The following is a 22,986-nucleotide window of genomic DNA, read 5'->3' as shown; positions in this document are numbered from 1 at the left end:
TCTGAGAGGCTTAGTTTAAAAAACGATTCTATTAATCAATATACACTTATTGTCAATTTTCAACATCCTATAAAGCTAGGGTCTTTATTTACATTTCAAACAAATCCAATATATCCTGATAATCTTCTGATGAATCTGGTTCTAGGATACCACTTTCAATTGCCTTCATCATTCTATCTTCTTTCTCTTTTAAACGAATATATATTTTTTCATCAATAGTGTTCCATCTATTATCCTGACCGGTTAACATGAAATAATAATATTGTGTATATTGGTTCGGCGGAAGGCCGAGGCGATGAATTCGATCCCTTGATTGCAACATATGTGTCAAATTAAATGAATACTCCAGATAAATTGCATCATGACATGTTTTATGTAGGGATACTGACTCAGCCAAGGTATGGGGATTTGTAATTAGAACGTCTATCTTACCCTTCTTAAATTCGCCAATAATAGCATCTCTCTGATCCTGAGGGGTATTGCCATATATGACTGCTGGATTCATCCCCTTAAGTTTTAAATCCGTATATACCTTATCAATTGTATTGACAAACATACACCAAACTATAGTTTGTTTTTTCTCTTCATATAGCTCACCTGCAAGTTTTATGGCTGCTTTATATTTAGAAGTGACGGAGACCTGCCTGATAATATTAATCTCTTCTTCCGAAAAACCAACTGGACTTTCATTGATATAAGGTAACCATTTCTGCGTCTCTTCCTCACCATAGATTTCAAAAGCATCAATTGATTTTAACAGCAATTCTGGGTTCGAAGCAGCTTGCATAAGTCGAATGTAAAGACTGAATGGCGTCTCACCATACTTGCTGTATAACAAATCAATAATAGCTTGTTCAGCAGAAGTTGCCCTTACTTGAATAATTTCATCTTCATTAGCATAGGGAACATCCAATTCTTGTTTCGTTGTCCTCCAAAAGAACGGATACATTTTTTCATTAATCTCTTCAACCTTTGAAGGATTCGGGTTTAATAAATCATTCGGTTTAAAATTAAAGAACATAGTATAATCTACACTATATAATATATTTAATAAATTATATATATCTTGATATGTATTTGGAATAGGTGTACCCGTAAGGACATACTTATAACCAGCATTCACAGAGACACGCTTAGCTGCTTGTGCTCTTTTACTGCGAATACCTTTAATTTTATGTCCTTCGTCAAATACAAGCATCGTTCTTTGATCGATAATATCCAATAACACTGATTCATACTTTTGAAGTGATTCATAATTAATGAGAATAAGATTTTTTTCTCCACTGTCCATTCTAATTTGAAATTCATTCATTTGTGTTTCATGAATATCTAATACTCGTAATTCTTTTTTCTCTCCAAAGTTCTCTGCAAATTCAAGTTTCCAAGATAAGAAAGAGTTTTTAGGACCTATCATGACAATTTTATCCACTTTATCAATTTCACTTGAATTCAAATAAGCAAATACCCCATAAATCATAGAAGTTTTTCCTGCGCCCGGAACGGAAAAGTTTGCTGCATTCTTCATCTGCTGCATATAGAATGCACTCCACATTTGCTTATCTCTGAGCGTCCGAGAAAGCTCTTTGGTAACCACTTCTTTGAAACTCTCAAAACGGTCCATTATCTTCTCATCCTGATTCTTCAACAAAACCCCATATTTTGAACGTTCTTCTATAAAATAAGTTATCTTATCCAAATAATCCTCTAATTTATCACTAACAATAAATTCAAAGTTCTTCCGGTTTGAATACTTCCTCAGTATTTCAATAACTTTTTTCATATCATTATATGATAAGTCTTCCGAGAAATCAGGATAAGCAGGCTTAAAGTAGGGAGCCATTTTTTGAGCTATCACAAAATCAGTTGGCTTAATAGTATATGACTCGAGATTATCAATAAGGACTAACTTATCATCATGAATTGTAAGAATTAAAGCGTTCTCAGTTAACGTTTCCGTATCCAGAATAACCCTCCCCTTATCAAACTGTATAATCTTCCACTTTAACAATTCATCTATCTCTTTCACGTAAATAAGACTGTCACCATGTTGCATATTCCATAGCTTTTCAAATTCGCTTTTGGCTTTAAATATTTTCTGTTGATCAAACGGTGATGCTAACCAGGTCGTTGTAATATCGAATGATTCAAAGTTATGGTTAATCGCTGCTTCCGTTTCATTATTAGATCCAGTGAAATAAATTATATCTCCATCCATGTCCTGACATAACCCAAATTTCGAATGAAATATGCCTGTTTTCGTAAAACCTATTTTGATATCAACAAACCCCTTAGCAATAAGATAGGACAAATTATAAAAGGCGGCTTGTTCTGGTATGGATGAAGGTAAACTAATACGATTGACTATAGATTCTTTTATTTCTTTTCTTAAAGAATACCCTTCTTTGATGAGATTAAAATCATCCTCACTTATATCAATGGAGATAATCAATCTCATATATCCATGATTAATGATTAAGCCCTCTAAGCCCTTAGAATAAGAAGCAAGGGCTTGAGAGCTAAAATATCCACTGACTCGATCGTAAGAAACGGATTGAGATAAAACTGGATTATAGAATTCTTTAGATATATCAGAATTTGTAGTATAGTAAGATGGCTGTAGAGTCAATTCTCTAAAACTCACTTTTCCTCACCAAACTCTTCAATAAGATTCCTGATTTGAATTACAGCCTTATCAAATTCTTTTCTATCCTCACCCCTTAGTCTATTCACTTGATCGATATCGATTCGTTTTAAATCAGCTAGCGCTTGGTTCAATAAATCAATTGGTTTTTTTCTTGCTTCTGTCACTAGTGTGTCCATAATTTTATTATTGATAATTACAGTCCCTTTATTGCGAACAGGTTCTAACTTCTTTCCAATTTCTTTTACCACTTGAGGGGTTACTTTTTCCTCCTCCTGAAACGATTCATAAACTTCTTCTACTACGTCTTCATATTCTTCTAAGAATACTTCTCGATTATGACTATGAATAAGTGACTTCCCCATTTCCCTTATATACCGAGTTAAATCGATTTTTGCATTCCTATTGGTAAATATGGCTGTAAATAAGGCATTACGTATACGGAGAAAATCTGACTGAATCGCTTTATCCTCAGAGTAGGAGTTAGCCAATTCCATAAAATCCATCTTTTTAAAATCTTTATTCAGAATACTTACCATCTCTTGCAAAGGACCATCTAAATCCATATCCCTTGCAATAAAATATTGTCCCTTAGCATTCATAAATTCCAAGAATTGAACCATCAACATCGATTTCTTAACAGCCATTTCTATTTCTCTAGGCTTTTTATTAGTTGAAACTGCATATTCTTTAATAGAAAACATCTTATTCTGAACAATGTCTCTATACACATCAACCAAGTAATCAATAGGGTTATAATCTACCGGTCGTTCTTCTCCATGCTGTAAATTAAGTTCAAGCAATTTTATATCTCTTTCATCAATTCCATTTTCTGTATCAAGGATAACCGCCTCAAAGAAAACATCCTCTCCTTCTTGTTTGAGTTCCCGTAGGCAAGTATATCTTCTGTTTCCATCTATTATACGGCCGTCTTGCAATACAACTCCGGGAAGTCGCTGGCCAAATCTTCTGATGTTCTCCTTTGTCATATTTATTGCTTTCGGATTAGATTCACGAATAAAGGTATGTAAAGCATCGTTATATTTTTCCAACTGTTCACTTGTGTCCTTTTCAAGGGTATACCCATCAGTATAGTATTTAGAAATATATGTAGCTATCCTTCCATTTTGGTCATTATAGTACAATAGATTCAAGGGAATTCTATATACCGTATAATTTTTCGTTTCATTCTTTATTGTCAGTTTTCTTTTCCCATCAGTCTTTTTTACACTTTGAGAGTTCATGATACTTTGCATTTATATTTTCCCCTTTTTTTAAAATTTAATTTATATAATCTAAATATGCCTTTTTATCACGAAATAATCGATGAAAATCTAATACATAGTAATAATTATGATTACCATTTAAGATTGTGCTTTCTAGTTTCTCCTCAGCTACATTACATTTAAAGACATCCGTTATTTCATCAGCTAACTCGGTAATAGAAAGGGATTCATTTTCCTTTAGTAATTCACCCAGAATTGTCGACCCTACTATTTTTTTTGTTGTTTTAGAGAAAAATAATATTCCTGCAAATCTGTATCCTTGTAATCTACCTGGTCGTAAGAGAATATTATGGTAAAAATCATTCCCAAATCCATAATCATCAACTTCAGAGTGAAATCCTTTACTTCTTAACGAGTTTAATGTAAATAATTCATCAGGATTGACAAAGGTTTCAACCTTTTCTTTATAATTGATGAGGTCACTTTTATCTACTTTTGATTTCTTCATACCTTTTTCAGTTAAATAAACAGATTTTTCAACTTGTAGTAATTGATATGAATTAAGTAAATTATCAATTTTTCTTTTTGCAATTGGGGTTTGATATATTGAATCCGTATTGCTATCAAAGTAATTGTGTTCAAAAATTTTGTCTTCTAAATATTTTTCAATACTAGAAATATTATCTTTCAATATAAAGATATTCTGAATTTTATACCCATGATTAACCAATTCACTCTTTTTGATGTTTCTCTCATTGAAATTTGGATCTTCTCTTTTAGCCAAACTTACAATTTCATCTATAGTATAAACATCTTTTTTTAATATGTTGTTCCAATTAATGTTCTGATTATTATAATTTCTATCCGATCTCTTCCCTAGCTTTTTAGGAGTAATATGATTTAAATCACTCAAGATATTTGCAACATACGATGCATTAAACCAATAAGATTGTTTAGTTATCATCTGTCCATCCGGTAACAGTGTCTTATCATTACTATCTTTTGCCTTAGGCCGCACATGCATAACCTTGTTGTCACTAGAATTTGGTAAATTGTTCACTTTCATGGTTTTTAAACCTCGTTTTACCGTCCTTATCTTTACTCCTTCTTCTAAAATCCTTTTTAAATGCATCCAAAAGTTATAAACTACCGTTTCTAATAGCTTATTTGGCATTTTCCATATTTTGTATCCTTTAAAGTAAAGAGTATTGTCTATAATGACAAACACTACAAAGCAAAAAATAGTCTCATTAAATTTTCTTTTCAGAAAACTATTGTCCCAATTTTCTGAATGGACCTTCAAAAAATCTATCTGTTCAAAAGACATTGACTCCTTGGGTACTCCATTCGCTTTAAGTCTTACAGTCTTGTACACTATAGGTTTTTCAATATTCTGATTAATTTCTATCAAATTATTTACTTTCACTAACTGATTTACAATAGTCACTAAAGATACCTTTCCCCCCAGCAAATCATAATTCATACCTAACTGATACGTTATCTGCTCTAATGACATACCTATAAATTCGTTCCAACTTTCCCCGATAATTTTTTCAATATGTTTAATATCCACTTATCATTATCCATCCTTTAGTACTATTATAAAAAATTATATCATAACGCTATGTAGTCAAAAACTCTCAATTAATCAAATTTTCTATTGATTCTATTAAACAAATAGAACCTATATTAATAAATAAAAACTACCCCTCAATCGTTCGATGAACTAAAAATTAGGGGTAGTTTAATTTAGCCTACTTTATTAAAATAACTCAAGTTGTTGAGGATTTTCTTGAATAGAAACCTGATCCTCCGCTTCAATATCCAATATTCGATTGGCCATTCTCTCAATCAATCCAACAACCAACGCATTCCCCATACAGAAATAGCGCATTCGGTCGGACATGCCGAAAGTCCAATTATCAGGGAACCCATTTAACCTCTCACATTCAACAGGTGTCAAAAGTCTCAATCGTCCTGTTTCTGGATCCTCTACGACGTGGGTACTTCTGTTAGTCGTTCCCTCGCTAGTGAGCATCGTTCTTCCAGGCTTGTCTAGCGGATCGGGAAAAGCCATGCCGCCCTCTGAAAAGACGTACTGATGACCACTTGCAGAGATACGATTGATTTTCTTTGGTCCTTTTAGATATTTGAATTTCTCTAAAGAAGCCTCATGCAGATAGTATCGCTCATCTACACCACTCTCTAAAATCTCACTCAAGGTGATTGGCTTCTCAACATCAGGAGTTAATTCTTCTGTGTAAATAACCCCGTCCCGCATGATACCTGCATTACGATAATTCATGGAGAAGTTATCTGAGACTTCTACAATATCTTCCTTTAGAAGGATTGTTGCCGGACGATGCTTTTCGTTTATTACATCAAGTACAGGAAAAGCATTAGCGAAGAAGCCCTTTTCATGCAGCATTCCTTTACCATCGACATTCTCTCTATGCTTAATATATGGCGTATCATTTCTGACGGCAAATATGAAGATTCTTCTTCTCCTTTGGGCTTGTCCATATTCAGCCGCATTGATGACGCGCCACTCGACGGAATAGTTCTCATCCCGGAAGCTCGCCAGCATAATGGAGAAATCCCGCCCTCTTTGTTTCGATGGAGATTTCAATAACCGGTCGACATTCTCCAGCAGTACATACTTCGGTCGAATTTCCCTGACCAAACGCATGATTTCCCAGAAGAGAACGCCCTTCTTCCCTTGTATGCCCTTCTCCCCTGATAAAGATCTAGCAACAGAATAGTCCTGACACGGAAATCCTCCTACAATAAGGTTAACTCCCTTATCTGTAAACTGTTTCTCATCAACAGTCGCAATGTCCTCATTAGAATGAATACCTCTATTATGAAATTGGCGTGCATAGCAGTCAAAAGCATCCTGAGCTTTCTTAGATGGCTCCCACTGGTTACCCCAAATGACTTCAAACCCTTTTGTCGCTTCAAGCCCGAGCCGAAACCCTCCGACCCCTGCAAATAACTCTATTGCTTTCATCATAAACCGAACATCCTTTCGGTATTTTTCGTGCATATCTCATATTATAATAAAAAAAGCCCAAAAGATCAACTCTTTTAGCCAAACAATTTTGATGCTGGAATAACACAATATTTATATAATAGTCTTATATAGAATCATCCAAAATTATCAGTACTCATAGGGAGCTGACCGTATTGATTTATTATACAGCAGATGAAGTTTTAGAAAAAGCAAATGAAGCTATTGGTAAAACATTCGGTGAGATAGACAAGGCCAATCGATTAAAGAAAGCCAATAAAGGCGGGCTCGGCCAAGTCATCGAGGAAAGTCTATTTGAATATAAAGTCAATTCTGACGCACGAGCAGATTTCGTGGAAGCTGGCGTGGAGCTTAAGGTTACTGCCTTCAAGCGTAACAAAAACGGAACCATCTCAGCAAAAGAACGCCTGGTCCTTAACATCATCAACTATATGGAAGAAGTCAAAACTACTTTCGAAACATCAAGCTTTTGGAAGAAAAACGAAACCATCCTGCTCATGATTTATGAATGGCTCCCAGATACGGATCAAAATAACTTCTATATATATAAGAATATCTTGCATCAATTCTCAGAAGCTGACCTTGAAATCATCAAGAAGGATTGGGAGACAATTGTCAATAAAATACGCGCGGGAAAAGCTCATGAACTGTCTGAAGGAGACACAAACTACTTGGGGGCATGCACAAAAGGAGCCAACAAATCATCCTTAAGACACCAGCCCTACTCCGACATATTAGCTATGCAAAGGGCCTTTTCCTTAAAGTCATCCTATATGACTGCCATCATGCGGAAGCATCTAATGCAGGAAGATCTCGTAGGCTTTGCTCATGCTGATGAGTTAAAAGCAAAATCCTTGGAAGAATTGCTAGAAGACCGATTCGCTCCATATGTAGGAATGACCGTTAAAAAGATAGCCGAAAAAATTAATATAGAATACAAACCAAAAGCCAAGCATTTTAATGCCACACTCGTCAGCGCTCTTCTTGGAGTTAAAGGTACTCGACTGGATTCTATTGAGGAATTTGCGAAGGCCAATATCCAGTTTAAGACGGTTCGACTGGAGCCTTCTGGAAAGCCACAAGAAAGCATGTCCTTTGAACAAATTGATTTCAACCAATGGACAACTGAAACATGGGAAGACAGTTTTATTCGTCAGAAATTCTTAGAGACAAAATTTTTATTCGTTGTTTTTGAATATAAGGAAACAAAAAAGCAAAATCCTAACAGGGATCTTTATTTAAAAGGAATAAAGTTATGGAATATGCCATTACCTATAATAGATACAAAAATTAAAGAAGTGTGGGAAGAAGTTAATAGGGTAATCAATGAAGGAATAAAGCTGGACTACAAGAAGCAAAAGAATGGAATCATCGAGACAAATAATCTTCCGAAGAGTAATTTTAATGGAGTTGCACATATTCGACCGAAAGCGAAGGACGGCAGTGATAAAGTGGTTCTTCCGACAGGTGAGGAGATTACGAAGCAGTGTTTTTGGTTGAATAGAGAATTCATTACTGCCATTATCTCTCGCTAGGACTAGCCACACAATCTTTTATCACAATAAAAGAGGGGTAAAACAATGAAAAAAATAGAAATAAGTAAAGCAAATGAATGGCTTTCAAAAACTGAAGGAAAATTAGTTATTAAAGAAGAACTATTTTTTCGAGGTGCAGATTTATTTTTAAATCAATTTTCAGACATTCACACAAAAATTAAAAATTGTCTCGAATTGGATTTGAAAAATTTATTTTTTTATACTTCAAAACGAAAAAATGACGAGTTTTTTTGTAATCGGAGAATTAAAGCTGATTCATTAAATAGAGCCTTAAAGTCAAACCTTTCACAAATAGAAAGCTTAAAGTTCGAAGTGCAATATAATGAAGGTTATCTAATAGATTCTCCTCAAACCGGTGGATTTGATTTTGCTTTGTATGACGAACTATTCAACATCAATAATTTTAGAAATTATTGTTATGGAAAGAAACCACTTTACAAAGGCGAACAGACTTGGAACAAAATTCTAGAAGCAAAACCAAAGTGGGATTATCTGGTCAATAGCAATGCAATTCCTACAGATGAGATGCTTGGCGAAGATAATATTATCAATAAAAAAGAACCAACGATAATTGGTGAGATTCAATTAGGTAACTGGGCCCTTCTATATTATGATTTACTTAAAACGATTCATATAGAAAACCTACTTGATATAGATTTATTTATATATATAACTCCAACTGGTGATTTACAAGAATATATTAGTGACGGTACAGTAAATTTCAATAAAGTAAAGAAAGCTATCGAAGAGTATCATAGCATTCTAAAAATGCCAATCTGGCTAGTAGGCATTGATATTAATACATAGAACTATAAAATCCATAAACAAGACCTGTAATAGGATTCATGTTGGCACTTTTATTGACACTCAAAAAAATTATACAAGCCTCTTCACTTCATGAAGGGGCTTGATTTTATGTTGTCCGTCCATCTACTGTATTGTAAGTTTAATTAATTTTATCTGTCCTCTCAAAATAAAACTGCAACCGATATTCACATATCTCTTTGGTCATATGATATAGACTCTTTTTATCTTTCTCTTGGATATCAAAATTCATACTCAATTCAAGTCCATTAACCGTTAAAAGACCCTTCGAACTTCCGCTCCACTTCGTCATCGGCATCCGCACAATCAAGGCTGCTATTTTTCGCTCATCATACTCCCACAAAGCTTTCGTCGTCTTATCACTGAAATCAATTCGTTTGCGATACGGTTTTTCGGTCAGATATTTATGGAAGAATGGTGCTGCTTCTTCAGCTTTAATCGGGTCTGCCCAATTCTCGGGTCCTCTATCAAGCATCGCCAGTAAGAGAACCATCTTATAGCTTTTCGACATACCGGTCCTCTCAACTGTCACTGCCGGAGTTAAAATACTCAATAACACCGATTTAAAATTCCTCACTAATCACGGATAATCGACGTATCACTACAAAAGAGAGGGATCGTCGATGTTGAAAATGGGGGATTTTATAATGATTCGAGAACTTTATCAAAAAGGATGGACATTATCAGCTATTTCAGAGGAAACAGGATTCGACCGAAAAACCATTCGAAAATATATTCATTCTGAAGAAACACCTTCTTCAAAATCGAGAATGAAACGGAAAAGCAAGTTAGATCCCTATAAGGCGTATCTCTTACAAAGAATTCAGGAAGGAACCACAAATTGCGTGGTCTTGCTTGAAGAAATTACAGCAATGGGGTATGAGGGGAAGAGTACAATTTTACGAGATTTTGTGCAGCCCTTCCGGGCACAACCAAAGAAACAGGCCACTAGGCGATTTGAGACACCTCCTGGGAAGCAAGCTCAAATGGATTGGGCGGAAGTCGGTGAAGTAGTGATGGATGGTCATCCACAAAAGGTTTATGCCTTTCTCATGATTCTGGGGTATTCCAGGATGAAGTATATTGAGTTTACGACAGATATGAAGCTCGAAACATTGATGAAATGTCACATGAATGCCTTCTCCTATTTTAACGGCATTCCGAATCAGATTCTCTATGATAATATGAAAACCGTCGTGACAAAGCACAGTCCAACAGAGATTCGTTTTAATCGTACGTTTGAAGATTTTTTAGCCTACTATGGGGTCGTCCCGAAAGCTTGTAAACCCTACCGCCCACAGACGAAAGGAAAAGTAGAAAGAACGGTGGATTACCTAAAGAAAAATTTCTTTCAACGAAAACATGAACCTACGCTGGAAGCATGGAATCATGACATACAGATATGGTTGGACAAAACAGCTAATAAAAAGAAAAATGAAACGACACAAGAACCGCCGGTTCAGCGTTGGCAAACGGAACAGCCACAGCTTCAAGCCTGGGGAATAAAGCCGTTATTCCCAACAAGCCATTGGGAAGTGCGGGAGGTAAGCAGAGATTGCTTTGTCTCTTACTTAGGAAAGAAATACTCTGTCCCTTTTCGGTATGCCGGTCAGAAAGTTAAGTTGAAAGTGACATTGGACAAACAGTTGGAAATATACGATGCACAAGACCGCATTGCCCAACATCCCATTATGACAGGAAAAGCACATATGCATATTCAGTTGGAGCACTATGAGAAGTCAGAAGAACAACAAAAAGAGCAGAAACAACAGAACTCCCCTGGTTTGCCGACCCCGGATTTCTGTCCTTCTACTCCACAGGTGGAAGCTCGATCTCTAGCCACCTACGCCGCACTCGAGGGGAATGAATCAGAATGAAATCCAGCCTTGAAGAACGACTCATCCAGTTGGGCTGGCATGACACAGCCAGTCAATTGGATGATCTGGTAGAGAATGCTTCTACCCATAATGTATCATATTTTGATTTTCTGCACACGGTTGTTTTACAGGAATGGGAACGTCGAGAATCAGCTAAATTAGAAAATCGAATCAAGCGCGCCAAACTTCCTTATACCAAAACCATTCATGACTTTGATTTTACGTTTCAGCCAAGCATCAATGAGCAACGTGTAAAGGAAACCCTTACCTGCCGGTTTATTGCCAATGGAGAGAATCGTCTTCTTTTAGGGCCACCTGGTGTAGGGAAAACCCATCTCGCCCTCTCTTTTGCCTTAGAAGCTCTGGCAAAGGGACATACCGCCTTGTTTTTGACGGCTGACCAAATGGTGGCAGAATGCCGTAAGGCAGAAACAAAAGGAAGCATTCCTAAATTGGCACAAAAATGGAGCCGTCCAGATTTATTGATTATTGATGAGGTGGGATACTTTCCTTTTGACGAGTTGACGGCAAATGTCTTTTTTCAAGTGGTATCCAAGCGATATGAACATGGAGCGATGATTTTGACCTCGAACAAATCATATATAGAATGGGGCAAAGTGTTTGGGGATGATGTCTTAGCGACTGCCATCTTAGATCGACTCCTTCATCATGCGGTTACCTTCAATATCAAAGGAGATTCGTATCGTTTGAAGGAAAAGAAAAAGGCTGGGATTTATCCAGCAGCGTTATCGAAGTAACGGCATCAGTGGGGAATTTTATTCCGGTGATAGTGGGGAAAACTAAAACGGTATTGACACTCAACTTCATATATCCAGTCTGAATAGGTCTCCAGGACATTACTTTCTACATTTGACAACTCATCCGCCCATTCCAGAAAACTGAAATAAGATTTAAATTCCTGCTTAAAGAGCCTACTGTCTTCCGAGCCATACATATGCATTTCCAAATAGGTTGGCCTTCTGCCTAAATCGGATTTGACCTGATGATACGCTTGCAAAAGCTGCTCTTTACGCGGCATTTTCTTCTTACTCATCTCAATCAAGAGATTCTTAGCCGCAAGATCCAAATCCACTTCACACCCATCAGGCAAGACAGGAACCGTTTGCTTTCTCCCTTTTTGCTTTTCATGCAGGTAGAATAAGGATTGTTTTACATCGGCATTGCGGTAATTGGCAATCAAGTCGATAATGACGCAGTGACTCTTCCCTTCTGCCAGGCGAAGACCGCGGCCGATTTGCTGGGTGAAGACCGTCAAGGATTCAGTTGGCCTGACAAAAAGCAGTGTGTCTGCCTCTGGTATGTCGACCCCTTCGTTAAAGAGATTGACGGTCATGATGGCATCAATTTCACCCTTTTTCAGTTGCTGGATAGCTTTGTTACGCAATCCAGGAGAGGATTGGGAATGCAGGCTGATGGTCCGATATCCCTTGTTATTGAAGTAACCAGAAAGGAAGTCTGCTTGCAGGATGCTTGAGCAGAAGACCAGCGTTCTCGTTTGCTTGCGTGCTTCCCATGCTTTAAGAACCTTCTTCGCAAGACTTGTCTTCAATTGTGCTTCTGCTAATTCATCTGCATCATATCTTGTACCAAGCCATCTGATTGTTGAATAATCCGTTTCATCGTACACTCCGTAATAGGAGAATGGAGCGAGCCATTTCTTGTTTACGGCCTCGATGAACTCAATACGGTAGGCGACATTTCCCTCGCAAATGGCATAAATATCTCGGTAATCGTTCCGGTCAGGCGTGGCCGTTATCCCCAACAAAAATTCGGGATTGAAATAGGCTAATACCTTTTGATATGAATTGGCAGCAGCGTGGTGAAATTCATCTACGATAATCAAATCAAAGGCATCTGGAGAGAATCTCTCCAAATGGGTTTTCCTGCTCAATGTTTGAACGGAGGCAAAGATAATATTGGCAGAAGGATTCTTTTCCTTGCCATTATAGATGCCTGTACTCGCATCCGGTAAAACACGCTTAAACGATTTCTCTGACTGATACAAAATTTCCTCTAAATGGGCAATGAATAAGACGCGCTTGAAGGATTTTGCAAAGAAGGCGGCCAAGTAGGTTTTGCCGAGCCCAGTCGCCATGACGACCATTGCCTTGTTGTATCCTTCTTCCCTGCTGTTTTGCAGCTCTTCTAGTGCTGGTATCTGCGCAAATCTTGGCTGAATCGTGTCATATCCGGCTTTCTCTTCAATAATCTTTCCTGAGATACCTGTTTCCTCTTCATCCGATAAGGTAAGCTGGATTTCCTCTTGCTTCGTCCATTTACGATGTAAAACAGGGTAATTTTTGTGGAAACTCTTGTACTCCTTTGAGTAGCTTTCTATGGTGACTGGATTCACTGGAATAGTTGATTCATGATGGAATAACGAGAAATACTCCTTCAAGGCTTGTTCAAATATGTCCTCATCTGTTCCATCCTTCACTTCCAGATTCCATTCCACCCCTGTTGTCAATGCTGAGTTTGACATATTGGAGCTACCAACATACAAGGTGTTTGTCGATTCAGATTCCAACAGATAGGCCTTCGGGTGAAAGGAGACACCGTTACTCTTCCATAAACGGATTTCAATATCTTCATGAATGTCATGAAGTAAGGTAAGAGCTTCAGGCTGGGTGATGTATAAATAATCACCCGTGCATATTTTGATTTCTGTTCCCTGCTCTGTTGCCTCTTTCAGGATTGGCTCAAGAAGTTTGACACCTGACTTCATGACAAAAGAAGTCAGGATATAGCATGACTTTGCTTCCCTGATGTTCTCCTTGAGGTGTTGAAGCAAGTCATGCGTAATTAACTGAACCTCAGTCATCCTGTACCTCAATCAAGAATACTCTGTCCTCAAAGCCTCCGCGCTTCTCCGCCTTCTGCTTGCGCACTTCCTCCACCTTATTGAAATCCGCTCCATGAACCTTACTTAATGCATGAATAATTTCTAAAAGATCAGCCAGCTCTTCAATAGCGCTGTCATTATCTTTCGCATCCAAATATTCCTGCAGTTCCTCCTTGCTTTTGATTCGCAGCTCTTTCACGTATTCTTCTTCACCCAGGATTCTGGTAGTGAATGCTTTCCCGGTTCCTTCTATTATATTTGGTATTAAGTCACGTACTAGTTTGTTATGTACTGGCATTTAAATGGTACTCCCTTCGATAAATAACTACCTTCAATTTTACCATTTCTTATATTTATTTAGGAGATAAGCCCGACAATTTTCTACATAGCCTCAAAATGTTACCGAGGGACAAAAAAAACAGCAGACACTCCCCTCCCCAAAAAAGGTTCATGCCTGCTGCAAAAATCCATATTCACTCTATCTTAACCAAAATTCTCTCTCTGTTCCTCCTCCGCCAGCATATGCTCCTTCCAATCCCCATGCGGGATGTAGACAGCACTGCTATCAAAGAGTTCGTCCTTTTCCTTGTTGTAGAAGTAGACAAAGCAAGGTTCCATTTCGTTCGTTTCGAGGTTTTGGACCTCGAGAACGACTTTATGGTATTCATTCTCCGGGTTTCCTTCACTAATAAAGCCTTCCATTTCGTCCATGGCTTTCATCGTTTCCTCATAACGGTCTTCATGGAGGACCATAATTTCGCCGATGACAGTGTCCTTGCCAAACATGATGGCTGGGTAGCCTTTATAGGGCATGTGGTACAGCTTCATGTTGGAGAGCTTGGCCGTCATCGTTTCGGCGACACGGCCTTTGAGGTATTTCTCGTAGTTGAAGAACCCTTCCCTTAGCGATCCGTAGACAAAGAGATTGATGCGTTTCATTAGCAGATCTCTCCACCGATTGCTTCGATGTCTTTGTCGTTCAGGATGCAGGCCTCAATCGCAAGTTCCAATCCTTTGACGATCTCGTCAAGGGACATGAATGGTGTGTTCTTCTTGTCCATCACTTGGGAGGTCATGTATGGGATATGGATGAAGCCGCCCTTGATGTTCGGGTACTTCTTGTCAATCATGTAGAGGATTCCGTACATGACATGGTTGCAGACGAATGTGCCGGCTGTGTTGGACAGCGTTGCTGGGACACCGTTGTCGTTCATGTGCTTGACCATCGCCTTTACAGGGAGATTGGAGAAGTAGGCTGCTTGACCGTCTTCTTTAATAACAGCATCGATTGGCTGGTTGCCTTCATTGTCCTTGATGCGGTAGTCATCGATATTGATGGCGACGCGCTCAGGGGTGATGTCGAATCGTCCGCCTGCCTGGCCGATTGAGATAACCATGTCAGGGTTATGCTCTTCGATGGCGCGCTCGATTGCTTGGACGGATTTTGTTTGAACAGTCGGGATTATAACCTTGATGATTTCAGCGCCTTGGATACGGTCACTGACTTTCTTGACGGCTTCTTCAGCTGGGTTGACGGGTTCTCCGCCAAAGGCATCGAATCCTGTGATTAATACTTTCATCGTCTGATCTCCTTTTGCTGATTATTCTATCTTAAAATCCTAAAACATACATAAGCAGAATGTGAACGGCCAGCAAGGATAACGCGATTGGCGCTTGCGCTTTGATGACGCCGTTCTTGTCTTTCATTTCAAGCAAGGCCGCTGGCAGCATATTGAAGTTTGCTGCCATTGGCGTTAATAATGTTCCGCAGTAACCAGCTGTAAGGGCGAGCGTTCCGCAGATGATCGGGTCTCCACCAATAGCGAATACGAATGGTACCCCGATACCAACAGTAATGACCGCAAATGCAGCAAAGGCGTTCCCCATGATGATCGTGAACAAGGCCATACCGATGCAGTATGTAGCGACACCAACTAAAGCATTTCCTGTCGGGATGACGTTTGAGATGATAGAGGCAATCTTGTCGCCTACCCCCGCTGCCGTGAACAACACGCCGAGGGATGCCAATAATTGCGGCAGGATGGCGAATGAACCGATTGATTGATACGTTCTGTTTGTGTCTTCCAATAGTTCCTTCGGTTTCGCTTTCGTAATGACAAAGGCAATGAGCAATGCACAGATGGCTGAGATTCCGATAGCGACCGTTCCTGGGAATGGTGTGAAGGTAGCAACGAGCATCGCGATCAGCGCAATGGATAAGGAAGGAATGAAGATCTTTAATCCAAGCTTCTCTGCCTTAAGCGTTGAGAATGTCTCGCTCAATTGAGCCAATGTACCGATATTGATTTGTTTTGTTGCGGAAAGGATCGCAATAATCACGACCAAAATACCGACGACCATGCTTGGGATGTAGTTGCCCGCCATGAAGATGACGGCCAGGATGCCCCAGAAGATAGCTGTTCCGATTCTTGTCTTATGCTGCTTATCCTTTAGCGTAAACACCATGGTGATGCCCATGCATAGACCAATCATGATGTAGAATACTTCAAGTAGTATATTGGAAAGTTGTGTTACATCCATTCTTGCTCACCTCTTACTTTGCTTTGCCTTTTGTGGCGTATTTTTGTTGCAGTTTTCTGTCAACTACGGTTGTTTGAACGACCCAGAAGATAAATGCGATGACCGCTACCGGTACCGCCACTTTTGAAATTTGCAGGGTATCAACGGCATAGCCCATGCCTTCTAATGTGGAAGCAATCAATAATACGCCGGCATTTGCCATAAACACGTTCTGTGCGAAGAAGTTCCCAACATTATCAGATGCTGCGGAGTAGGATTTAATTTTCTCGATATCTTTCTCTTCAACGTTTTCTCCGTATTTCGCTACAACCGCACCTTCTGCCATCGGGCTCACGAGCGGACGAACGAATTGCGGGTGACCGCCGAGTGTGACACCCATTCCGATTGTGACTTCACGGATGAATGTGTAACCAGCCAATAGTTTACCTGCTGATAGTTTGCTAGCTTGCTTGATCAGCATAACGGCTTTTGCTTTCAACCCATAGCGCTCACACAAACCAATGACCGGAATGGTGATCATAAACAGGCATGTTACGCGGTTGGCCACGAAAGCATCTCCTAATGTCGTGAGGATTTCAGCAATATTCATATTCGCGACAAGTCCAGTCGATATACCTGCTACAACGACTACCGCAATCGTGTCCAGCTTCATTGCGAATCCAATGATGATGATAAGGATTCCTAGTAATTCCATCTGAATTTCTCTCCATTTCTAACATTTTTGTTATTTTGCAATAATTTTATCTCATTATATAATCCATTTCCTCTGATTGGGAATGGCTAAAAATTGTCAATCTGTTCGGACAGGATAATGTGCTTTTGCTGAAAAGGAGAGAAAAGACTTGTTATTAGCGGGTTTGCAGCGTTTTAAGAGTAGGTGATTCTTCCTGAAAATAACGGGTTGTAAAGTGTTCTATTTTAAAAAGAGGGGCTGGTGCAGCGCAGTAAAATCATTGTTTTCTAGAACATAAAAGCTCCCCATAAGGGAGCCCTTTATCCATTCACGACTGTCTTTCTGTTCACTATAGCGGCAATCGGGTTGATCAACATCGCACCGATTCCTTGGATAATTGTTTTCACGATGACCTGGCCGAGGATAGCCGCTGGGACCGCCTCCCATGGAAGCATGCCGGCACCAATCGGACTTAAGCCGATGATGACAAAGATGGCAGAGTCAAGCAGTCCGCCGACGATGCCGCTGTAGAATACGCGCCAGCTCATCGGTAATTTCAATCGAGAGTAGATTTCCGTATCGGTCGTCTCCGCTACGGCAAAGGACAGAGCCGAGGCCATCACGATAATGAGCGTGTCGCCGAGCAGGTATGAAACGAGTGCTGACAACAACAAGGCTGAAGTGATAAATACATAGGTCCGCTTCCGTCCATATTTGTTTTGAACGAGATCACGCAGAATGAATGTTGCCCCGATGAAGAGCGAGCCCATCGGTATGATAAAGATGCCGAACGCAATCGGCACGAATGCTGCTGTCACGACATTGGCCGTCACAATGGACAGTAAATAGAATAGAATTCTCATGCTTTCCCCTTCCTTATCGATGATTCCAGTCATTTACTGTACCACCTTTTAACAAATCTTTCCACCACAATCATTCGCTTCATTTTTCTCTTCTATGCTTTATTAGTATAATGAAAATAGATATAGGCTACATTTATCCCATCAAGTTATGGAGGTCATCGATATGACAGATCTTGAATACAGACAGATGGTTGAGAAGAAGTACGGAATGCCGCTAAAGGATTTGATGTATGAGGTTTGCATTAGGAGTGAGATGGATAATTACGAGGCGGCTGAGGAGCTCGGGGTTCCCCATGCCACATTTATGGAATGGCGGGCAGCCTTTCATTTAGGACCTTATCATTCTGACACGATGAAGAACCTTCCAATTAGTCAGGACCCTGTCATTTCTGCCGCAGCAGATGAGAGCCTGCAATATAGCAATGAGGAGAGCCTGCGCGGATTTGAAGAGCTGTCCCGTCAGATGCTTGCCTTAGCAAAGCAGCATCATGATAAGATGAAGAAAACGGATGCCAGCCCGCTCGACCGGGTCAATATTGTTCTATGGGAATCGGTTCTTTATTGTTTGGACAATTATAAGGATGGAACCTTGCAGAAACAGTATAAGGAATTAAAGAAGAAGATGAAGTAATGGACAAGACATACTCCTGTTTTCCTAAACGGGAGCATGTCTTGTCTTCAGTTTTCAGGACTTACATGATCTAAATGGCAATCAGGTATAGGCGTGTGGCGGCTGGCTAAACCGGACCATCCTCTTTTGCTTTTAGCAATACGAGAAAAGCCGATTGCCTATTTGCTGCAACCGGCTTTCTCTATCTATTCTATTAGTGACTCCTGATTTCTGCTTAATGCTTCAAATACTTGTGGATTACGCGTTCAATTCCCTTGGTAATATCAGGCCAGTCAGCGTTCTGATCCATTTGGTCGACAACGGATACATACCCCCAAAAATCGAGACTTCTGTCTTGAGGAGCTTTGCAGAGTTCATATGTAATGGCATCTAAATCTTCCTTCGTGAATTGTTCGTATGTGAGACCCATATCATGATAGGCAATTTTCTCAACAGCAGGCTCCAATTTACTATACAGATCATATGTATACTCATCCATTTTTCTCATAACAGACTCTCCTCCCGTTAATATATTAGAATAATTATTCCTTCTATATTTTTACCCGGCATGCCCGTAAATAAACGCGGTTGCAGCATGAAAAAAGCCGACCTGGCTGAAAACGCAAATCGGCTTATTATCTATTTATTAATCTATCTATGAACGTGAACCTCCAGGTTTCGTAAGGCGCCTGTTCTTTAATCCCTCTACCATTTTGCGCTGGATGCGCAAATATTCTTCCAGCTCGTTCTCGGTCAATTCTTGAAATAGCTCTAAGTAAATATCCTGACCGAGCTTTTCTGCTTCTGCCAAAGCCTTGCTTCCTTTATCCGTGATCTTTAAATAGACCGTTCTTCTGTCTTCTTCTGTATACTGCCGCTCAGCAAGTTTTTGGGTGACGAGCTTATTGGATATATGGGTCACCGCCCCTTTCGTATAGCCAAGCATATCAGCAAGCTCACTTGCTCTTAGCGGTCCTCTTAATCGAAGCTCCGCAAGCACGAGAATAGCCGATATCCCGATTGGATACGAGAATTGAGAGGTGAACCGGACGATATGCTCATTTGAAATAAGCTCGATGGAATGAATCAAGTCGAATAAATTTTCCTGTTCCATATGATGACCTCAACGAAGCTTCGTAGCTCCGCCGTCAACCATGATGGTTTGGCCGGAAATATAGCTAGAATCCTCACTCGCAAGGAAGACAGCGACACGGCCGATATCTTTTTCGACGTCACCGAAGCGGCCCATTGGGATTTTTTGTACGACAGCTTCATAATATTCAGGCTGTGCCTTTTTCCAAGCCTGTACGCCTTCAGAATTTGCGATTGGGCTGATCAAGTTGACGTTGATGCCGAAGCGGCCCCATTCATTGGCTGCTACACGCGTAATCCCGCGAATGGCTTCCTTCGCGGCTGCATAAGCGCCCTGTGTCTCGTCCCCATTGATTCCGGCACCAGATGCGAAGTTAATGATATTGCCTTGTGTCTCCTTCAAATAGGGCAGAGCGGCCTTCATTAAATAGAAGGTTGGATAGAATCCTGTTCCAAAGGAAAGATCAAGGTCTTCCTGTGTAGTATCCTCTAGCAACTTCTGCTTGGAAGCATGTGCATTATTGACAAGCACATTTAATTTGCCATATCGATCAATGACTGTTTGGATGATATTCGGCAGGTTCTCACGGTCCAGCAAATCTGCTTGAACAAACATAGATTCTGGAGAGATTTCCTGCAATATCTTCTCACTCGCTTTGCCCGCCTCTTCGTTCACATCGACAATAGCAAGAACAGCCCCTTCCTTAGCCATTGCTTTGGCCATGCCGAGCCCGATTCCTCCAGCTCCTCCTGTGATGATGATGACTTTACCCTCTAGTTTTCCCATTTTCCAACACCCCAATATTTCATTATTCAAGTATATTTTAACAGTAAACTATTTAATTGGAAACTAAAACGCTTCCAATATCTTTATCTCTTGCTAAATTTTAAGAATAAAAGAAAATGATAGCATCCATTGGACACTATCATTCTTCTTACAATATATCGAGCCAGATCTTGACTGCCGTTCCGGCAATCAGCAAGGCTAGAATCATCTGGAGTACCTTTGTGTTCATGTTCTTGGATAGCTTCGCCCCAAGCGGTGCGGCGATGACACTTGCAATGATCATGATAATGGCAGGACCGTAATCCACTTGCCCTGTCATCAGTTTGCCGGCTGTTCCTCCAATCGAGGAGATGAACGTGACGGCAAGGCTTGTCGCGATGGTCATCCTCGTCGGAATTTTCAAGACAGTGAGCATGATCGGCACGAGCATGAATCCGCCGGCTGCACCGACAATACCTGAGCCAACCCCGACAATCAAAGCAAGAATAGCGGCAAGCGGCTTATTGAAGGTCACTTCATTGAGCGGAATGTCGTCTACCTGCTTCTTCGGAATAAACATCATGACAGCTGCCACTACGGCAAGAACACCATAGACGATATTGACCCCTTCCTCAGAAAGGAAAGAGGAGCCATAGCTTCCGATGAAGCTCCCGATAAGGATGGAAACACCCATATAGACGATGAGTGATTTATTTAAATAGCCGCCTTTACGGAATGCCCATACACCGGCAATGGAGGCGAACAGCACCTGTACCGCACTGATGCCAGAAACCTCATGAGCGGAGAAGGCTGCCAGTCCGAATAATGGCGGGATGTATAAGAGCATGGGATATTTAATGATGGAACCGCCCACTCCGAGCATGCCAGAGACAAACGATCCGATAAAACCGATGAGAAAGATGACGACGATAAACGTCAAGTCCATCTTCATTCCTCCTTTTTATGAAAGACAGCGGGCTACGAACATCGCTGTTCGAAAACCCGCCATAGCTTTACGCTTTTTGGATGTAAAATTTAAGGACGCCGTCTTCTTCTTTTTGTTCAAGAATCGTATGTCCGCCTGAAGCTGTCCAGGCTGCGAAATCATTCAAGGCACCTTTGTCTGTTACGAGGACTTCCAATACCTCACCGGAATTAATCGTTGCGATTGTCTTCTTTGTCTTTACGATTGGCATTGGGCATGCCAGGCCTTTTGCATCTAATGTTTTTGTGATATTCATGAATCATTCTCCTTTTAGGTTGAATTATGGTTTTGTTCTATTAGCGTACGGCACAGCGGTTCGGGCCGATTTCCATTTCGGTTTGCTCGTCATTGTCAGGGGTGATTTTACCCATATTGACTTGACGGATTTGCTGATAAGCGTTTGGCTGCGGCGGCAGGTTTTCTGTAACCGTCTTACGGAATACTTCCTCATCCTCAATATTCAAGCCATGGTTTTCTGCGAATAAATCCCCTAAACGCTTAGCAACGGAGCCATTTTCGTTCAATTCGTCAATAATCATGAAGTGTGCAGGAAGCACAATCAAATCATCAGCGAGCGCACGGTAGCGTTTATATAAAGTTTCACGAAGGTCAGACACCCAGTCCTCTGCATGACCGGCTAAGTCTGGTCTGCCGATGGAATCAATGAACAGGATATCTCCTGTCAGCAAGTAGCTGGAATCAATCACGAATGATGTCGATCCGATTGTGTGTCCTGGAGAGTAAAGCGCTCCGACTTCAATCTTCGTTGCACCTAGGTCAACCGTTAGACCGTCTTCAAGCGGTGTGTAGGCAAATACAACTTCTTCTGCATCCTTTGGAGGCAGGTAGTAAGTTGCCCCTGTTTTCTCTGCGATCTGACGTCCACCAGAGATATGGTCTGCATGTAAGTGTGTATCAAATACATGCTTGATCTCTACCCCTTTTTCCTTCGCGAAATCAACGAAGATATCTGCGAAGCGGACCGCATCAATGATGGCTGCTTCTCCGCCGGAGATGGCCATGTAAGAGAGACATCCCTTGCCAAGACGGACGAATTGATACAACTCTCCGCCATCCTTCAAGTCGCCGACCTTAACCGGCTCAAGATACATACTCCAAGACTTCATGCCGCCTTCAAGATAAGCAACGTCGCGTCCAGCTTCTGCCATCATATCTGCAACCATGATGGAGGAGCCTTCCTTCGCACAAACAACGAGAACGTCTTGATCTTCTGGGATTTGCGGAAGAATTTCCTCTACTCCGTCCAGCAAGTCAAAGTATGGGATATTTAGGTATTCAAATTTGTGTCCTTCTATTTTCCAATCCTCAAATGCGTCCTTATTACGAACATCCAGGATGAATAATTTCTTGTCTTCGATTACGTAGCGGGCAACATCTGCCGCTGTCCACTTAGATACTGTCATGTTTAATTACCCC

General features: G+C 40.3%; 22 protein-coding genes and 1 pseudogene. 5 read left to right on the top strand and 18 right to left on the bottom strand.

What is annotated here, in order from left to right; genetic code table 11:
• Positions 1–88: 88 nt before the first annotated feature.
• From AC622_RS07010 to dcm, 4 genes are all read right to left on the bottom strand, one after another.
• Positions 89–2,641, bottom strand: a complete 2,553-nt coding sequence (locus AC622_RS07010; protein WP_049670414.1) for an SNF2-related protein — start codon at positions 2,639–2,641, stop codon at positions 89–91.
• Positions 2,638–3,897 carry a hypothetical protein gene (locus AC622_RS07005; protein ID WP_049670413.1) on the bottom strand — a complete coding sequence of 420 codons (1,260 nt, stop codon included), beginning with the start codon at positions 3,895–3,897 and terminating at the stop codon, positions 2,638–2,640. Before AC622_RS07005 ends, AC622_RS07010 begins: the two co-directional genes overlap by 4 nt.
• Before the next feature lie 25 nt (positions 3,898–3,922).
• The gene (locus tag AC622_RS07000) at positions 3,923–5,440 is read right to left on the bottom strand and encodes a hypothetical protein (protein ID WP_049670412.1); all 1,518 of its coding nucleotides are present in this window, start codon (positions 5,438–5,440) and stop codon (positions 3,923–3,925) included.
• A 189-nt stretch (positions 5,441–5,629) separates the two neighbouring features.
• Entirely contained in the window at positions 5,630–6,880 is a 1,251-nt protein-coding gene (gene dcm, locus AC622_RS06995) for a DNA (cytosine-5-)-methyltransferase (RefSeq protein WP_049670411.1), read from the bottom strand.
• A gap of 173 nt (positions 6,881–7,053) precedes the next feature.
• Here dcm and AC622_RS06990 point away from each other — a divergent pair, with 173 nt between their 5' ends.
• Both AC622_RS06990 and AC622_RS06985 read left to right on the top strand, forming a co-directional pair.
• Positions 7,054–8,433, top strand: a complete 1,380-nt coding sequence (locus tag AC622_RS06990; RefSeq protein ID WP_049670410.1) for a Sau3AI family type II restriction endonuclease — start codon at positions 7,054–7,056, stop codon at positions 8,431–8,433.
• Positions 8,434–8,478: 45 nt separating this feature from the next.
• A complete protein-coding gene (locus AC622_RS06985; RefSeq protein WP_049670409.1) occupies positions 8,479–9,261 on the top strand; it encodes a BglII/BstYI family type II restriction endonuclease in 783 nt (260 codons plus the stop codon).
• Positions 9,262–9,400: 139 nt separating this feature from the next.
• Here the strand turns inward: AC622_RS06985 and AC622_RS06980 are convergent.
• Positions 9,401–9,811: pseudogene (locus AC622_RS06980) on the bottom strand (DEAD/DEAH box helicase family protein); the annotation flags it as partial.
• A gap of 91 nt (positions 9,812–9,902) precedes the next feature.
• Between AC622_RS06980 and istA the strand changes: the two are divergent.
• Entirely contained in the window at positions 9,903–11,156 is a 1,254-nt protein-coding gene (istA, locus tag AC622_RS06975; RefSeq protein WP_049669382.1) for an IS21 family transposase, read from the top strand.
• A complete protein-coding gene (gene istB, locus AC622_RS06970) occupies positions 11,153–11,914 on the top strand; it encodes an IS21-like element helper ATPase IstB (RefSeq protein ID WP_049669381.1) in 762 nt (253 codons plus the stop codon). Before istA ends, istB begins: the two co-directional genes overlap by 4 nt.
• 5 nt (positions 11,915–11,919) lie before the next feature.
• Here the strand turns inward: istB and AC622_RS06965 are convergent, their stop codons facing one another.
• From AC622_RS06965 to AC622_RS06935, 7 genes are all read right to left on the bottom strand, one after another.
• Positions 11,920–13,998 (bottom strand): DEAD/DEAH box helicase family protein, encoded by a 2,079-nt coding sequence (locus tag AC622_RS06965; protein ID WP_053103726.1) that lies wholly within the window; start codon positions 13,996–13,998, stop codon positions 11,920–11,922.
• Complete coding sequence (locus AC622_RS06960; protein ID WP_049670407.1) at positions 13,991–14,317, bottom strand: nucleoside triphosphate pyrophosphohydrolase; 327 nt, start codon at positions 14,315–14,317, stop codon at positions 13,991–13,993. The genes AC622_RS06965 and AC622_RS06960 overlap by 8 nt, the downstream gene beginning before the upstream one ends.
• A gap of 185 nt (positions 14,318–14,502) precedes the next feature.
• Positions 14,503–14,958, bottom strand: a complete 456-nt coding sequence (locus AC622_RS06955; protein ID WP_049670406.1) for a gamma-glutamylcyclotransferase family protein — start codon at positions 14,956–14,958, stop codon at positions 14,503–14,505.
• Complete coding sequence (gene pcp / locus AC622_RS06950) at positions 14,958–15,599, bottom strand: pyroglutamyl-peptidase I (protein WP_049670405.1); 642 nt, start codon at positions 15,597–15,599, stop codon at positions 14,958–14,960. Before pcp ends, AC622_RS06955 begins: the two co-directional genes overlap by 1 nt.
• A 31-nt stretch (positions 15,600–15,630) precedes the next feature.
• Positions 15,631–16,560 carry a DUF979 domain-containing protein gene (locus AC622_RS06945; RefSeq protein WP_049670404.1) on the bottom strand — a complete coding sequence of 310 codons (930 nt, stop codon included), beginning with the start codon at positions 16,558–16,560 and terminating at the stop codon, positions 15,631–15,633.
• Between the two features lie 13 nt (positions 16,561–16,573).
• The gene (locus AC622_RS06940) at positions 16,574–17,254 is read right to left on the bottom strand and encodes a DUF969 domain-containing protein (RefSeq protein WP_049670403.1); all 681 of its coding nucleotides are present in this window, start codon (positions 17,252–17,254) and stop codon (positions 16,574–16,576) included.
• Between the two features lie 299 nt (positions 17,255–17,553).
• Positions 17,554–18,096 (bottom strand): VUT family protein, encoded by a 543-nt coding sequence (locus AC622_RS06935; protein WP_049672831.1) that lies wholly within the window; start codon positions 18,094–18,096, stop codon positions 17,554–17,556.
• Positions 18,097–18,259: 163 nt separating this feature from the next.
• Here AC622_RS06935 and AC622_RS06930 point away from each other — a divergent pair, with 163 nt between their 5' ends.
• Positions 18,260–18,727 (top strand): hypothetical protein, encoded by a 468-nt coding sequence (locus AC622_RS06930; RefSeq protein ID WP_049670402.1) that lies wholly within the window; start codon positions 18,260–18,262, stop codon positions 18,725–18,727.
• A 214-nt stretch (positions 18,728–18,941) separates the two neighbouring features.
• Here the strand turns inward: AC622_RS06930 and AC622_RS06925 are convergent, their stop codons facing one another.
• The 6 genes from AC622_RS06925 to AC622_RS06900 form a co-directional block, all read right to left on the bottom strand.
• On the bottom strand, positions 18,942–19,214 hold the full coding sequence (locus tag AC622_RS06925) for a hypothetical protein (RefSeq protein WP_049670401.1): 273 nt from the start codon (positions 19,212–19,214) through the stop codon (positions 18,942–18,944).
• Between the two features lie 147 nt (positions 19,215–19,361).
• On the bottom strand, positions 19,362–19,820 hold the full coding sequence (locus AC622_RS06920) for a MarR family winged helix-turn-helix transcriptional regulator (RefSeq protein WP_049670400.1): 459 nt from the start codon (positions 19,818–19,820) through the stop codon (positions 19,362–19,364).
• Positions 19,821–19,829: 9 nt separating this feature from the next.
• Positions 19,830–20,585: an SDR family NAD(P)-dependent oxidoreductase gene (locus AC622_RS06915; protein WP_049670399.1), complete on the bottom strand. Its 756-nt coding sequence runs from the start codon at positions 20,583–20,585 to the stop codon at positions 19,830–19,832.
• A 148-nt stretch (positions 20,586–20,733) separates the two neighbouring features.
• Positions 20,734–21,510 (bottom strand): sulfite exporter TauE/SafE family protein, encoded by a 777-nt coding sequence (locus AC622_RS06910; RefSeq protein WP_049670398.1) that lies wholly within the window; start codon positions 21,508–21,510, stop codon positions 20,734–20,736.
• Positions 21,511–21,577: 67 nt separating this feature from the next.
• On the bottom strand, positions 21,578–21,805 hold the full coding sequence (locus AC622_RS06905) for a sulfurtransferase TusA family protein (RefSeq protein WP_049670397.1): 228 nt from the start codon (positions 21,803–21,805) through the stop codon (positions 21,578–21,580).
• Between the two features lie 40 nt (positions 21,806–21,845).
• Positions 21,846–22,973 (bottom strand): MBL fold metallo-hydrolase, encoded by a 1,128-nt coding sequence (locus AC622_RS06900; protein ID WP_049670396.1) that lies wholly within the window; start codon positions 22,971–22,973, stop codon positions 21,846–21,848.
• Between the last annotated feature and the right edge of the window lie 13 nt (positions 22,974–22,986).

Origin of the sequence: Bacillus sp. FJAT-27916, assembly GCF_001183965.1 — a bacterium.
In the GTDB taxonomy this organism is placed as follows: Bacteria; Bacillota; Bacilli; order Bacillales; family Pradoshiaceae; genus Pradoshia.
This window is presented reverse-complemented; position numbering and strand designations above follow the sequence as displayed.

Excerpts from the sequence above, each read along its gene's own strand:
- AC622_RS06960 (WP_049670407.1), bottom strand. The coding sequence starts at position 14,317 with ATGCCAGTACATAACAAACTAGTACGTGACTTAATACCAAATATAATA.
- AC622_RS06925 (WP_049670401.1), bottom strand. The coding sequence starts at position 19,214 with ATGAGAAAAATGGATGAGTATACATATGATCTGTATAGTAAATTGGAG.
- AC622_RS06910 (WP_049670398.1), bottom strand. The coding sequence starts at position 21,510 with ATGGACTTGACGTTTATCGTCGTCATCTTTCTCATCGGTTTTATCGGA.
- AC622_RS06905 (WP_049670397.1), bottom strand. The coding sequence starts at position 21,805 with ATGAATATCACAAAAACATTAGATGCAAAAGGCCTGGCATGCCCAATG.
- AC622_RS06955 (WP_049670406.1), bottom strand. The coding sequence starts at position 14,958 with ATGAAACGCATCAATCTCTTTGTCTACGGATCGCTAAGGGAAGGGTTC.
- AC622_RS06965 (WP_053103726.1), bottom strand. The coding sequence starts at position 13,998 with ATGACTGAGGTTCAGTTAATTACGCATGACTTGCTTCAACACCTCAAG.
- pcp (WP_049670405.1), bottom strand. The coding sequence starts at position 15,599 with ATGAAAGTATTAATCACAGGATTCGATGCCTTTGGCGGAGAACCCGTC.
- AC622_RS06930 (WP_049670402.1), top strand. The coding sequence starts at position 18,260 with ATGACAGATCTTGAATACAGACAGATGGTTGAGAAGAAGTACGGAATG.
- AC622_RS06915 (WP_049670399.1), bottom strand. The coding sequence starts at position 20,585 with ATGGGAAAACTAGAGGGTAAAGTCATCATCATCACAGGAGGAGCTGGA.
- dcm (WP_049670411.1), bottom strand. The coding sequence starts at position 6,880 with ATGATGAAAGCAATAGAGTTATTTGCAGGGGTCGGAGGGTTTCGGCTC.
- AC622_RS06945 (WP_049670404.1), bottom strand. The coding sequence starts at position 16,560 with ATGGATGTAACACAACTTTCCAATATACTACTTGAAGTATTCTACATC.
- AC622_RS06920 (WP_049670400.1), bottom strand. The coding sequence starts at position 19,820 with ATGGAACAGGAAAATTTATTCGACTTGATTCATTCCATCGAGCTTATT.
- istB (WP_049669381.1), top strand. The coding sequence starts at position 11,153 with ATGAAATCCAGCCTTGAAGAACGACTCATCCAGTTGGGCTGGCATGAC.
- AC622_RS06935 (WP_049672831.1), bottom strand. The coding sequence starts at position 18,096 with ATGAGAATTCTATTCTATTTACTGTCCATTGTGACGGCCAATGTCGTG.
- AC622_RS07005 (WP_049670413.1), bottom strand. The coding sequence starts at position 3,897 with ATGCAAAGTATCATGAACTCTCAAAGTGTAAAAAAGACTGATGGGAAA.
- AC622_RS06985 (WP_049670409.1), top strand. The coding sequence starts at position 8,479 with ATGAAAAAAATAGAAATAAGTAAAGCAAATGAATGGCTTTCAAAAACT.
- AC622_RS06940 (WP_049670403.1), bottom strand. The coding sequence starts at position 17,254 with ATGGAATTACTAGGAATCCTTATCATCATCATTGGATTCGCAATGAAG.
- istA (WP_049669382.1), top strand. The coding sequence starts at position 9,903 with ATGTTGAAAATGGGGGATTTTATAATGATTCGAGAACTTTATCAAAAA.
- AC622_RS06900 (WP_049670396.1), bottom strand. The coding sequence starts at position 22,973 with ATGACAGTATCTAAGTGGACAGCGGCAGATGTTGCCCGCTACGTAATC.